The sequence below is a fragment of the Flavobacterium sp. UBA7682 genome, assembly GCF_002482945.1.
GTDB lineage: Bacteria > Bacteroidota > Bacteroidia > Flavobacteriales > Flavobacteriaceae > Flavobacterium.
This window is the reverse complement of the sequence record NZ_DLGY01000036.1, coordinates 1-13759: the sequence shown is the minus strand read 5'-3', so window position 1 is coordinate 13759 and position 13759 is coordinate 1. Positions and strand designations below refer to the sequence as shown.

General features: G+C 34.1%; 12 protein-coding genes, 1 tRNA gene and 1 riboswitch. Of the genes, 5 read left to right on the top strand and 8 right to left on the bottom strand.

The window, feature by feature from the left end:
• Nucleotides 1–4 precede the first annotated feature (4 nt).
• Entirely contained in the window at nucleotides 5–1141 is a 1137-nt protein-coding gene (locus tag B3C16_RS10075; protein WP_291131336.1) for an ABC transporter substrate-binding protein, read from the bottom strand.
• A gap of 263 nt (nucleotides 1142–1404) precedes the next feature.
• A riboswitch (cobalamin riboswitch) is annotated at nucleotides 1405–1672 on the top strand.
• 81 nt (nucleotides 1673–1753) lie between these two features.
• Between B3C16_RS10075 and B3C16_RS10070 the strand changes: the two genes are divergently transcribed.
• The gene (locus B3C16_RS10070) at nucleotides 1754–3706 is read left to right on the top strand and encodes a TonB-dependent receptor plug domain-containing protein (RefSeq protein ID WP_291131333.1); all 1953 of its coding nucleotides are present in this window, start codon (nucleotides 1754–1756) and stop codon (nucleotides 3704–3706) included.
• A 104-nt stretch (nucleotides 3707–3810) separates the two neighbouring features.
• On the opposite strand, the gene B3C16_RS10065 is transcribed toward B3C16_RS10070, so the two are convergent.
• Nucleotides 3811–6045: a DUF7619 domain-containing protein gene (locus tag B3C16_RS10065; protein ID WP_291131331.1), complete on the bottom strand. Its 2235-nt coding sequence runs from the start codon at nucleotides 6043–6045 to the stop codon at nucleotides 3811–3813.
• A 123-nt stretch (nucleotides 6046–6168) separates the two neighbouring features.
• Nucleotides 6169–7587: a S41 family peptidase gene (locus B3C16_RS10060; protein WP_291131329.1), complete on the bottom strand. Its 1419-nt coding sequence runs from the start codon at nucleotides 7585–7587 to the stop codon at nucleotides 6169–6171.
• Between the two features lie 121 nt (nucleotides 7588–7708).
• On the opposite strand from B3C16_RS10060, the gene B3C16_RS10055 reads away from it, so the two are divergent.
• Genes B3C16_RS10055 through B3C16_RS10040 form a run of 4 tightly spaced genes read left to right on the top strand, consistent with a single transcriptional unit; the run spans nucleotide 7709 to nucleotide 9751 of the window.
• A complete protein-coding gene (locus B3C16_RS10055; RefSeq protein WP_291131327.1) occupies nucleotides 7709–8218 on the top strand; it encodes an RNA polymerase sigma factor in 510 nt (169 codons plus the stop codon).
• Nucleotides 8205–8651 carry a hypothetical protein gene (locus tag B3C16_RS10050; RefSeq protein WP_121313314.1) on the top strand — a complete coding sequence of 149 codons (447 nt, stop codon included), beginning with the start codon at nucleotides 8205–8207 and terminating at the stop codon, nucleotides 8649–8651. The genes B3C16_RS10055 and B3C16_RS10050 overlap by 14 nt, the downstream gene beginning before the upstream one ends.
• A gap of 17 nt (nucleotides 8652–8668) precedes the next feature.
• A complete protein-coding gene (locus B3C16_RS10045; RefSeq protein ID WP_121313316.1) occupies nucleotides 8669–9208 on the top strand; it encodes a DUF4252 domain-containing protein in 540 nt (179 codons plus the stop codon).
• Nucleotides 9209–9214: 6 nt separating this feature from the next.
• Nucleotides 9215–9751 carry a DUF4252 domain-containing protein gene (locus tag B3C16_RS10040; RefSeq protein WP_121313318.1) on the top strand — a complete coding sequence of 179 codons (537 nt, stop codon included), beginning with the start codon at nucleotides 9215–9217 and terminating at the stop codon, nucleotides 9749–9751.
• Between the two features lie 60 nt (nucleotides 9752–9811).
• On the opposite strand, the gene B3C16_RS10035 is transcribed toward B3C16_RS10040, so the two are convergent.
• The 5 genes from B3C16_RS10035 to B3C16_RS10015 all read right to left on the bottom strand — a co-directional run bounded on the left by B3C16_RS10035 (nucleotide 9812) and on the right by B3C16_RS10015 (nucleotide 13701).
• On the bottom strand, nucleotides 9812–10255 hold the full coding sequence (locus B3C16_RS10035) for a sterol desaturase family protein (RefSeq protein ID WP_291131324.1): 444 nt from the start codon (nucleotides 10253–10255) through the stop codon (nucleotides 9812–9814).
• A gap of 4 nt (nucleotides 10256–10259) precedes the next feature.
• The gene (locus B3C16_RS10030; protein ID WP_121313322.1) at nucleotides 10260–11099 is read right to left on the bottom strand and encodes a phytoene/squalene synthase family protein; all 840 of its coding nucleotides are present in this window, start codon (nucleotides 11097–11099) and stop codon (nucleotides 10260–10262) included.
• A gap of 2 nt (nucleotides 11100–11101) precedes the next feature.
• Entirely contained in the window at nucleotides 11102–12562 is a 1461-nt protein-coding gene (locus tag B3C16_RS10025; protein ID WP_291131322.1) for a phytoene desaturase family protein, read from the bottom strand.
• Between the two features lie 48 nt (nucleotides 12563–12610).
• Entirely contained in the window at nucleotides 12611–13507 is an 897-nt protein-coding gene (locus tag B3C16_RS10020) for a MerR family transcriptional regulator (protein WP_121313326.1), read from the bottom strand.
• Nucleotides 13508–13619: 112 nt separating this feature from the next.
• Nucleotides 13620–13701 (bottom strand) — tRNA-Leu (locus B3C16_RS10015).
• Nucleotides 13702–13759 lie beyond the last annotated feature (58 nt).

Here is a 13759-nt window from a genome sequence, read left to right as displayed (position 1 = left end):
GGTTCTATTTTAACTTCTCAAAAAAGAAAGGTTGGTAACTTGGCAACAAGTCAGGATGTAAAATTTTGACAATGTCTTTCAACACAATATCGGGTCGGTTGGGTGCCAATTCATAATACAAAATCCCGCCTGTTTTTCCTTTTTTGCCACTGAACGAATATACATTTTTATTTTTGAATGCGGCAAACTGCGCGTAGTGTGGATTAACATCCGTCATTTCTTTTAAAGTAGCAAATTGTCCAGAAGTAATCCAAATATCAGCGTTTTGAGCTTTTTCAAAAACGGTTTCAAAGGATAAAGACAAACTTCCGGTTCCGCTGGTTTCTTGCCATAAATAATGGCCTTTGGCTTCTTTGAGTAACAAACTTCCCCAGCTAGTACCTTTGGGTAAATACCAACGGTCTTCAAACATGTCACCGGCTAAAATAGTTGGAGTAGTGGTAGCCATTTTTGCCATCTCGATAGTCTTTAGATAATCTTCTTCAATTATGGTAAAGAGTTTATTGGCTTCTTTTTGTTTACCGTATAACGCACCGAAAAATTTAATCCATTCGGCTTTGCCTAAGGGTGTTTCTTCATTCCAATCGCCATTGAGCATGACTTTCAAACCACTTTTTTGTAAGTTATCTAAAGTCGGATTGTTGTTGTCAATACCGTAACCGATAATCACATCGGGTTGTAAATTGAGAATGACTTCGGTATTTAAATCGTGGTTATTACCGAGTTCTTTGACCTTTCCGGCATCAATTCGCGCTCTCACTTTTTCGGAAGAGATATAATCTAAATGCGGAAAACCAATTAAGCTATTTTCTTCATTCAACATTTCCAATGATGGAATATGCGTGGTGGAAGTCACTACGATGTTTTTAATCGGAACCGAAATGGTAATGTTTTGTTGCAAACTGTCCGGAACAATTCCGTTTTTTTCTTTAAGAATGTATTTATAGGTTTTAGTAGCTTTTGGCCAAGGGTTTTGAACCGTTACTACGGAATAGCCATCATAAGTTTGAATGGAAAAACCTTTGGCATATTGGACGGTATTTTCAGGAGAAATAGTCGATACTGATTTCGAATCGTTTTTGCATTGCAGAAATAAAACAGAAATAAATATGAGCAGTATGGCTTTATAAAAGGTTTTCATCAAATTGTTTTTGCAAAAGTATAAGATTGTTGCTTACAATTACATCTCATGTAACATTTGATACAAAACCAAATAATGATATATTGTATTTTTATCTCAAAAATTAAGTCATGAGAGACAATTCTAATTCTTTTATGTACCTCGTTGGCGGTATTATTCTACTTCACTTTTTGGTCGGATTTATTTGGTTGATTATCAAGTTTTCTAAGAAAAAAGAGAAATAATTTTTACAACTTCTTGTTCAAGTTTCTTTTATTCTTATACCTTTGCACCCGAATTAAGGTTGCGATTTCTGTTTTTCAAAATCGCATTAAAAGGGAATTTAGTGAAGAATTACGAATTGATAATTACGAATTAGGAATTAATCTAAATCTAATTATCTAAAAATCTAACATTCTAAATCTAAAGCTGTTCCCGCAACTGTAAGCTATCAAGCTTGTTGTTCTCTACAACACCATTGTTCCGATATAGGGATGAGAAGGTCAACAACAAGACGCAAGCCAGGAGACCTGCCTATTTCATCGAGTAACAAACTTTCGGGACAAAAGGTTTGGGTATGGGTAAATTCTATGCTTTTCTCCCAAGATTATCAAATTATTGTTGAATTAAAAAATGAAAAAAACAGTTAGAGCAGTAGCTATTTTGGCTTTGCTAAACACTTGTGCTTATGCGCAAGAACAGGATTCTACCAATGTGAATCGATTGAAAGAAGTGGTCATTTCTGACACCAAATTTGCGCAGCGCCAAGAAAAATCAGGAAAAATTATAGAAGTGATTTCGGCTAAGGATTTAGAGAAAAAGTCTGGGCAAAGTTTGGCCACGGTTTTATCCCAAGTAACCGGCGTTGAAATCAACGGAAACCAATCGGCAAATGGGAAAAACTTAGGGTACTACATTCGCGGTGGTAAAAACAGACAAGTTTTAATCTTGATAGACGGAATTCCGGTGACAGATGCTTCGGGTATTAGTTTGGAGTATGATTTGCGTTTGCTTCCAGTAGAACAAGTGGAAAGAATTGAGGTCATGAAAGGTGCGGCGAGTACACTTTATGGAACCGGTGCCGCAACCGGAGTGATTAATATCACTTTGAAAAAATCGACTAAAAAAGTGATTGAAGGCAATGCTTACCTTAATATTGGTTCCAATAATACTTCTGATAATGAAAAGTATAACGGACAAGATTTCAACCAAGGGATTTCGGTAAACGGAAACTACAAAAGAGTCAATTACTTCGCCGGATTCAACAGTACCGAAACCGGAAATATGTCTCAAATTGTTTCGCCAAGCGAATCGGTGAAATATGAAGATGATCGATTTTCAAGACAAAATGTGATTGCTAAGTTTGGTTATAAAGCGACTGATAAATTGATTTTAGATTTCTTTGGAAACTATGACAAGTTAAAAAATGGCTTTGACTTAACTTTTGACAATACCGGTTTTAATGATACTAATGTGAATACCACTACTTCAGAGCAAGTTCGTTTTGGTTTTTCTCCGAAATTCAAATACAACAAAGGTGAGTTTGTGCTCAACTCTGGTTTTACCAGAATTGCTCGTGATTATAATGAATTGAATACTTTTTCAGGCACAACTGATTATTCTTTGTACGAGTCGAGAAGTGTGGTTGTTGATGGTTTTAACAAATACAATGTCAGCAAAGATTTAACCGTAATTCTGGGTGTGAATTATCAATTTAATGATATGTTGGGGCAAACTCCGTTTTCAACTATTGATGAGAAAGCGACAAAATTCAACATTCTTGACGGTTACACGACTTTGGTGTATGGTTTTGATTTTGGTTTGAACATAAATGCCGGAGCGAGATTGAACAATCACAGTGCGTATGGTAATAATTTTGTGTACAATTTTAATCCGTCTTATAATTTCAAAACAAGCTTTCCTTTGAAATTAGTGGCTTCATATAGCACGGCTTATATTACGCCAAGTTTGTACCAATTGTATTCAGAATATGGCAATGCCGAGTTAACGCCGGAAAAAAATGCAACACTTGAAGCAGGTTTTGAAACGCAATTGTTTGATAAAAAAGTGAAATTGGATGCGGTGGCTTTTTATCGTGATCAAACCAATTCGTTTGATTTCTTTTTTGACAACAATACGTTCGAAGCTTATTATGTGAATATTGATGGGAAAAACAAAGCCAAAGGAGTTGAAACCGAAGTAACTTTTGATTTGACTTCTAAATTAAGGTTTAATGCCAATTATACTTTTACGCAAGTGGACAAAGCATTAGATCGATTGATTCCAAAACACAAAGCCAATGCAGGTCTTGATTTTCAACCAACGCCAAGAACTTTATTCAATATAAATTACCAATATTTTGATGCTAGAAACGACGCGTTTTTTGATGGCAATACTTTTGGTACTACCATTGTGAAATTGGATTCATACCAATTGGTAAATGCTTTAGCAAAATATGAATTAATCAAGAGCCGATTGACTGTTTTTGGTTCGGTTACTAATATTTTAAACGAAGAATTCGTGGAAAATATCGGTTACTCCACTCGAGGAAGAAATTTCAAGTTGGGGTTGAACATTGTTTTGTAGTAGTGTTATACACTTTATATAATTGTGGTGAAAAGGCTAACTGTGAGGTTAGCCTTTTTTGTTTTTATTGCTTTGAAGTGGAAAGATTTTGTGAGGTGAAAAAGTTATTCTTTAATCAATTTAGTATGCATTGTTCCGGTTTCGGTATCTATTTTTAGTATGTAATTACCGTTTTTCAAGCCACTTAAATCTATTTTGTTTTCAATAACGGCATTAGAACTTACTATTCTTCCGGCAACATCATATACTGTAATTTTCATTACATTTTCTGTTGTATTGAAATGTAATATATCTTTAACCGGGTTGGGATAAAACCTTATACTTGGAAGTTCGTTTTGATTAATTTCTAATGGGTTTTGAATTGTAGTTGTATAATTGTTGGTTACTATGGGAAAATTATAATCAAAATAAATATTGACTGAATTGCTAAAAGAATTTCCAACAACTAAATTTGGTTTTGTTTTAATTTTAAAAGCCACATAGCCATCGTTAGTAGCATCATCAAAAGGCAGATTGATGTTTTCAAAGATAAATTCTACTCTATTGGTGTTTGATATTCTGGTCTCAAATGAATGGCTTCCACTTATTGGAGTCAGTGAATTGACATCAAATCTGTTGGTGTCTATAATATCTTTTACCACTATATTTTGAGCTTCTGCTGTTCCGGTATTTTCAAAACGAATAAGATAATGAACATATTTCCCTACCATATCGGGCGGTATTGTTGAGCCTTCTAAACACGTCTTGTCATTCGGGTCAAAAGAATTACGGACCAGTTGTTTGAGATAGAAATAATTATCTGGGGTAAACTCATCATCACTCAAAGGAGTAATTTCGGCATTTAAATTTAATTGATCGTCGGCATTTACGGGTGGTATTTGAAAAGGAGAATTCAATTGCATTGAAAAAAGTATTTCTCTGGTTTCAAACGGTTGTAAATTGCTGTAATTCCAAATGATTTCAGTAGCATTTGCGCTAAAAACCGTTGGATTAGAAGAGACTAAATTCTGAACTATTCCATTGGTATTGTAATTAAATTTTATAGTTCCATCGACAGTTACATTTCCATTGTTTTTGTAAACCAATTTGTAATTTCCAATAAAACCAGGAACGGCAAAATTTAAAGGGATTAAAATAACCTCTACATCTTTATGGATTCCATTGGGTGTAATACAAAAGTTTCTTATAGCAGGCGATGCTTGAGTTGGAAATGTAACCGTAGCAGTTGTTGGACTTACATTAAAATAGTTTGGGTTATATCCAATCGGAGTTAGCGTAAAGGTGCCTGTGCCGACCGGAATAGAATAATTTCCGGTGCTGTTGGGTATTAATGTACTGGTTATGCTTCCAAGTGAGAAGTTAATCTTAAAATTTGGGTACACCGGATCTGAAACAGTACAGCCATTATTGTTGACATCAAATCGATTATTTCCTTGTATCGTATAATAAGTACCTCCTGGAACAAAAGTACAATACGTATTAATTTCAAAATTGGGAGAATACAGACTAACGTTAGAGGTTACGCTATTTATTTCAAAATCATCGCAGCAAACATATCGGATGTTGGTGTTGCCATTTAAACCTACATTTTCTGTTCTTCCATTTTTTATAAGTATGGCTTCTAATGGAGTGTTATTGATTAAACTTAGGTTTAGCAAAGCAGTACACTGATTTGCATCTACAAAAGTTAATTGATTGTAACTGGCATAAATATATTGTAGGTAACTGCAGCCTGTTAATGAAATTGATGTCAAGGCATTATAACTACATTGTACACTTTGCAAATTTTGCAATCCATCTAAATTTAAACTGGTTATTTGATTGTTGTTACAGTGCAAAGCATTCAAATTTGTTAATCCCTGAACATCGATGGCCGTTAATTGATTATATGTACAGGCCAGAGAAGTCATATTGGTTAATCCGGATACATTTATAGAAGTTAAATTATTGTTGTTGCACCCAATACTTTGCAATTGTGTGAACGAACTAAAATCGGCATTGGTTAGAAAGTTATAATTAAAGTTAATCGCTTCTAGGTTGGGACAATTTGTTATAGAAAAACCGGTAAGGTTACAATAGTTTGCCGTCAACGATTCTAGATTTACCAAACCATTTAAGGTTAAAAAACCGATGCCGTTTGAAGTACAATTAAAAGTGACTAAGTTAGTAAAGCTATTGATGCCTTCTATTGAAGCAATATTATAAGGTTCTAAATAAATATAGCTTACTTGTAAAGCTTCGCTCACTTGAATTTCACCATCATTATTTGAATCAATTTTGAAATAATTCCCCAATAAATTTTTAGCTATTTGATTGTTATAATTAGCAGATATGAGCATAGCTTTAAAATTTGCATTCGGTATCGACACTATTTGAGCATTACCCAAGAGGCTAATTAAGAGTAAAAGAAGGAGAATTTTTAATTTCATGTGGTTAGGTTTTTGATCTTCTACGCGGGTTTATTATTTCCTTTCCACATACATTTCGCTTCTCAAAGGATTAATTGCTTTGGCATCAGTAAAGTCGCGTTCTATGAAGTTTGGTACTTCCGGTAAACGTTTGCCACTAGCAATGATTTGATTGATAGCTGCATTTAATAATGGCTCGTCTACGTTGCCTAAAATCCCTAAGTTTCCTAAGTTTTCCGGTAGTAAAGTCGTTGGGATAATTCCGGCAGTATAATCGCCAGAACCATTTTTATCCACGATTTTCAATACTATAGGCTGCATGGCATATTTATGTCTTGGGTTTACATCTTGTTTGGCAAAAGTAGGTGAATCATATAAAGTCACTGAACCTACATTTTTTCCGGTAGTAGTGTCACCAATTTGTACCACATTAATGTAAGGTTTCAAACAATTAATCACCAATTCACTTGCCGAGGCCGAAGAATTAGAGGTTAAAATGTAAACTTTATTCAGATTTAAGCTATTCAATCCACCTACGAATTTGTTAATCAAACTTCCCGGATTGTTGCTTTCAAAATAGGCTTGTGCTTTGGCATTCCATTGTTGTTTGGCAAATGGTTGTCCGGTAAATTGTCCTGTAATCATACTCGCCAATTTGGTAGCTGTACTTACAGAACCGCCTGAATTGTAGCGCAAATCTAATACCAAATCAGTTACATTTTGTGCTTGAAAATTGCCAAACGCCGCATTCAATTGGTTTTCATAACTGGAATAAAAACCGTTGTACATCAAATATCCGATGTTGTGTGCGTCTTGATTGATTACGGTACTTAATAAAATAGGATTCTCAGCCAATGGCGTTTTGGTCAAAGTAACGGATTGGCCATTAGGCGTAATAGTAACAAAATCATTACTGTCTATACTATAACTGGCCAAGTTAATCGTGTAGGTTTCATTACTACTAAATAAGAGTGTTCGATAATTATCATCGGTCAATGGAATTCCATTAACTGCATAAAAAACATCACCACGCTGAATGTCTTTAGTAGCAGCATCAGAATTCGGAATAATATATCTAACCCAACCAAATACATTAGTAGTGCCATTGATGTGCTTTAAACCATAATCCATTCCATTGTTCAAAGTGTTTCCTGAAAGAACACCTTCTAAAACATCGTAATCACTGTAAATTACACTAAATCTATCAATGGAATTGTTAACACGTAAAGCACTAAATAAGCCTTCCGGAGTTTCAAAATCTGCTAAAAAATCATTTAAATCAGTTTGATTGGCAAATCGGTCATCCGCTAAATCAGGGACGTCTTCTTGCCACAGATAGTATAAGTTCATGCCTTTCCAAACAAAGTCTTTTACAGCAAGTTCACTAGGAACAGCATTGTCATCCATATCTTCACATCCCGAGGGAAGCACAAAAAGGAATAACAAAAAAATGGTTTTCAATAAGTTTTTCATAGCAGCTTTTTATTTAATAAACGTAAATTTACTAAGTTTAGATTAATAATTGTAATTTGTTTGTAACAAATAAAATTATGAGTCGTCTTGACCCTATAACCATTAACCAAGGATAGTTCCAATGAACCAAAATGAGTTTATGCTACTCGTGAATCCGTTTAAGGATAAAGTCTTTCGAATGGCGAAGCGATTGCTCGTTAGTACGGAAGAAGCAGAAGATGCCACTCAGGAAGTTTTGGTGAAATTATGGAACAAAAATGAAAGTCTGGATGAATACAAAAGTGTTGAAGCTGTCGCAATGACAATGACCAAAAACTATTGTTTGGATCAATTAAAGTCGAAACGCGCCAGCAATATGAAGATTGTGCACAACAATTTCACCGACAGAGAAGCCGGTTTACAACAAAAAGTAGAAGATCGTGACACTTGGAATTGGGTAGAAAAAATAATGAATAACTTGCCAGAACAACAAAAATTGATTGTTCAAATGCGTGACATTGAAGAAATGGAGTTTGAAGAAATTGGCAAGATATTAGAAATGAATGAGTCGGCTATTCGCACGGCTTTGTCAAGAGCAAGAAAAGCGATAAGAGAAAACATGATAAAAACACATCATTATGGCATTGGATAACATAGAAAAATTATTAGAAAAATACTTCGAAGCAGAAACCACTATAGCCGAAGAAAAAGAGTTGAAAAACTATTTTGCTTCTTCAGATGTTGCGCAGCATTTGGAACAATTCAAACCTATATTCGGTTATGCTATACAAGCAAAACAAGAGCAGTTTATCGCAACGATTCCGTTAAACACTAAGAAACGCAAAAGCGTAGTTTGGTTATCAATTGCAGCGTCTGTAGCGGTTTTGTTGAGTGTGGGTTTATTTACCTTTAATCATTATAACCAACCTGTATCAGAAGATTTAGGAACGTATGATGATCCTGAAGTTGCTTTTAGAGAAACCCAAAAAGCCTTGGCTTTGATTTCTAAAAGTGTAAATAAAGGCATCGAGAGTATGGAATATTTAAATGAATACGAACAATCAAAAAACAAAGTTTTTAAATAAAAAAAAATCAAGAAATCATGAGAAATTTAATTTTAACATTAGTAGTAATATTATCAACGAGTACCATTTTTGCTCAAACTGTTTTTGATAAATTTGACAATCAAGACGATATTACGACAGTAATTGTCAACAAAAAGATGTTTACTTTATTAAGCAAAATGAAAGTAGAAGATAAGGAAACCCAACAGTATGTCAATTTGATTAAAAAATTAGACAACTTAAAAGTATTTGTAACTACCAACGACAAGAAAGCAGATGAGATGAAATTGGTATCTGATAAATATGTTAAAACATCTGCTTTAGAAGAATTAATGCGGATCAACGAGAAAGGGAAAAGCGTAAAAATTTATGTAAAATCCGGTGCGACAGACTCACAAGTGAAAGAGTTGTTAATGTTTGTAGAAGGCAGTGGCAAAGAAGAAACTGTTTTGATGTCATTAACAGGCGATTTTGATCTGAACGAACTTTCGGTTTTGACAGAAAAAATGAAATTACCGGGCGGCGATGATTTAAAAAAAGCTTCTAAAGGATCAAAAGGCCCGAAAGGCGCAAAATAATAAGATATGAAACTTATTTATTTCATCGCAATGTTAGCTTCAATGTTGTTGCTGAGTTGCAATAGTGAACCAAGTCTTCAAAAGTATTTTGTAGAGAAGTCAGAGGACAAAGATTTTGTTGCCCTTGATGTATCCCCAAATATTATTAATGTTGACAAAGCTAAATTAACTTCTGACCAAAAAACAGCTTTGGAATCATTTGATAAGATGAATATTTTAGCTTTCAAATTAGATGATAAGAACAAAGCGCAATACGAAGCTGAAAGTAAAAAGCTAACACAAATATTAAAAGGCAAAGAGTATCAGGAGCTAATGAAAGTGGGTTCAGGTAAAGATGGTGCTTCAATCAGTTTTGTGGGAGACGAGGATAATATAGATGAGTTTATTTTATTTGGTAAAAAGAAAGACAATGGTTTTGCCGTTGTGAGGATTTTGGGCAATGACATGAATCCGAATAATATTATGAATATGATTTCCATCTTGCAATCTGCCAATATTGACATGGACCAATTAAAGCCTTTAGAAGCTTTGATGAAAAAATAAAAATGATTTTACTGAGGTTAATAGTTAAAAACGAAAAGTCCCGATTTACTCGGGACTTTTTTATTTTTTAAAGTATTTAAACGGAACAATGAGCATTCCAAAACATTCCCCATGTTCTTTGCCAATATGTTTGTGGTGCATTTTGTGCGCCCTTCTAACAGCTTTTGCATAGCGATTGTTGGCATTTCGGAACAATTTAAACCTTTGGTGAATAAAAATGTCATGAACGGTAAAATAAGCTAATCCGTAAGCAAAAATTCCTAGTCCGATTGCTAAACCAATTTCGAGTATGTTGTTTTGCCAAAGTAAAAAGAAGCCAATGCTAACAACGGCATAAAAAATAAAGAAAGCATCATTGCGCTCGAACCAAGAATCGTGGTCTTTTTTGTGGTGATCAGCATGTAAATTCCAGAGAAAACCATGCATAATGTATTTGTGACTAAACCAAGCCATAAATTCCATGAAGCAAAATGTAGCAAAAAAAACTATAATGTGTAGGAGCATAATTTTATAATAAGTTTAAACGATAATTGACATAACATCGAGCTAAAAGTCCAAATTTTTCATAATCAGGTACTCGGATTCTAGTGTTTTTGATTTCCATCGAAGGTGTTTTTTTCAACTTAGAAAGCAATTTTTTATAATACACATAAGCCGTATATACGCCAAATTTAGCCTCTAAAGGTAATTTCAAAATCCCTTCAAATCCCGCTTGAAAATCGGCTTCTATTTCTTTGATGATTTCATTTTTGGAATGTTCATCTAACTTTGATAAATCAGTATTTGGGAAGTAAGTTCGATTCAAATCTTCATAATCAGCTTTCAAATCTCGCAAAAAATTCACTTTCTGAAAAGCAGAACCCAATCGCATAGCCGAATGTTCTAATTCAGTAAACTTTTTATTATCGCCATTGACAAACACTTTCAGACACATCAAACCAACCACATCGGCTGAACCATAAATGTATTCATTGTATTCATCATAGGATTTATATTCGGTTTTATGTAAATCCAATTTCATACTTTTCATAAAAGCCGCAATCATGGTTTGGGGAATATTGTATTTATGAACTGTATGCTGAAAGGAATTCAACACCGGATTCAAACTGATTTTGTTCTCTAAAGCATTCGCCAAATCCTTTTCAAACATATCAAAAAGTTGTTCTTTATTGTAATCGTGGAAAGTATCTACAATTTCATCGGCAAAGCGAACAAACCCATAAATATTATAAATATCCTGACGAATGCTCGGCGCTAACATCTTTACGGCTGCCGAAAAAGACGTGCTGTATGATTTAGTCACGTTTCTACTGCAATCGAAAGATATGGTGTCAAAAATTGATTTCATGTTTATAGATTTTTTTGAATGAGTTCGGCAACAAGTTTTCCTGAAATTAATGATGGTGGAACACCAGGTCCGGGAACGGTTAATTGTCCGGTAAAATAGAGATTTTTCACCTTTTTACTTTTCAATTTGGGTCTTAAAAAAGCAGTTTGCAGTAAGGTGTTGGCAAGTCCATACGCATTCCCTTTATACGAATTGTAATCTTTTATAAAATCATTTACGCAAAACGATTCTTTAAAGATAACATTGTTTTTTACAGTTTGTTGTGTCAGTTTTTCGAAACGCGTAATTATTTTTTCAAAATACAAATTTCTCAATTCGGGAGTGTCTTTTAGTCCGGGTGCAATAGGAATTAAGAAAATCCCGGCTTCGTTACCTTCGGGAGCTGTATTGTCATCTGTTTTCGAAGGGAAACTAGCATAAAATAAAGGTTCTTTCGGCCATTGTGGTGTGTCATAAATAGCTGCTGCATGTACATCAAAATCTACATCAAAAAATAAGGAATGATGTTCTACATTTTCAATCTTTTTGTCAAAACCAACGTAGAATAAAAGTGATGACGGTGCGAAAGTTCGTTTTTCCCAATATTTTTCAGAATACGCTCTGTATTTTTCATCTAATAAAGTCTCCGTATGATGGTAATCGGCACCGCTCAAAATGACATCTCCTTTTACCGTTTTTCCATTAACTTTTATAGCGGTAGCAGAGCCGTTTTCGACTATAATTTTTTCAATATTGGCATTGGTATGAATTACCACGCCTAATTCTTTAGCTAATTCTTCCATAGCTAAAATCACGCTGTACATTCCGTTTTTTGGATGCCAAGTGCCCAAACCAAAATCGGCAAAGTTCATAAAACTATAAAACGATGGCGTATCAGAGGGCTTAGCTCCAAGGAAAAGTACGGGAAATTCGAGAATTTGGATTAGTTTGGTATTGTTAAATCGGCGACGAATGTCTTTAGAGATGTTGCCAAAAAATTGATTGACTTTTTTTGCTGTTTCCAAAGTAACTAATTCCATAGGGGAAACGCCAGGGCGATAAACCAAATCTTTGATGGCTATATTATAATTACTCTGCGCTTCTTTCATAAAGGAAGCTAATTTTTGACCGCTGCCTTTTTCAATTGCTTCAAAAGTGGTGATGATTTCCGGAAGATTATCAGCGATGGTTACAAATTCTTTAACACCAAAATACACTTGATAAGCTGGAGAAAGTTTAATTAACTCGTAATAATCGGAAGGTTTTTTGCCAAAGTCGGCAAAGAATCTTTCGAAAACATCGGGCATCCAATACCACGTTGGTCCAATATCGAAAGTGAATCCGTCTTTTTTTAATTGTCTTGCTCTTCCGCCAATCGTTGCGTTTTTTTCGTACACTGTTATAACATGTCCTTGTTGAGCAAGATAACATGCAGCTGCAAGTGAGGAAAATCCGGAACCGATTATTTTAATTTCTTTTTTCATATTTGTTTAACAAAAGTATGCAAAAGTTAAACAAAATAAAAGTTTTGTTTATATATTTTCAACTAATTCTTTAATCGAACTAAATGTAGTGGTTTTTTCTGTAATTAATTTGATATCAATATTTTCAATCATTCGGCCAATTAGCCACAAATTGGAAGATTCGTCCAAAACTTCTTGCTTTAAGGTTTTGATATAATTATTGATTTCAGATTTATTAGGTTCTACAGTCATGTAACACAAGTAGGTGATATTGTCAAAGTGTTTTTTCATATCTTTTAAACTGTCAATCGGAACGCTTTCCCCCAAATAGACAGTTTTGTAACCTAAATTTAAAATTTCATAGTTCAAATACATTAACCCCAATTCGTGGATTTCATTCATGGGTAGATATAATACAAAAACTCTGTCGGGTTGTGTGGGTTCGAGGGTTTGAACTTTTTCTGTATTGGTTAATATTTTTTGTTTGATGAGGTATGAGATAAAATGTTCGTGAGCTGGTGTGATGGTATCCGTTTGCCAAAGCAGGCCTATTTCCTGAATTAATGGTATAAAAACTTCATAGAAAATTTCTCTGAATGACTTTTCTGAAAGTAATTTGTTGTAAGTAGTAAAGAAAAGTGCCTGATCAAAATTCATCATTGACATTTTAAAAGAACTAATTGCATGATGTTTAGCACTTTTTTCAGAAATGATTTCATTAACTAATTGCGGGATTCTTTCTGTTGAAAGTTTTGATATTTTAGAAATTTTGTAACCGTAATTGTGTAATAACGTTATGTTTAAGAGCTTTTGTAGGTTGCTTAAATCGTAGAGACGTATATTGGTTTCGGTGCGCATAGGCTCAAGTATGCTATATCTTTTTTCCCAAATTCTAATTGTGTGAGCTTTAATTCCTGAAAGATTTTCCAAATCTTTGATACTAAAAACACTTTTAACGTTGTTCATCTTTTGTTTGAATTAGTTAAACAAAATTAATAAAATAACTTTACCAATGTCTTTTTTGGAAATAAACTTTATAAAAAAAGAGCAAATCCAATAGAATTTGCTCTTTTAAATGTGACCACGATCAGATTCGAACTGACACGTCTTGCGACACCACCCCCTCAAGATGGCGAGTCTACCAATTTCTCCACGTGGCCTAAAACAAAAAAAAGTCAAACAATAGCTGTTCGACTTTTTGTGACCCGACTGGGGCTC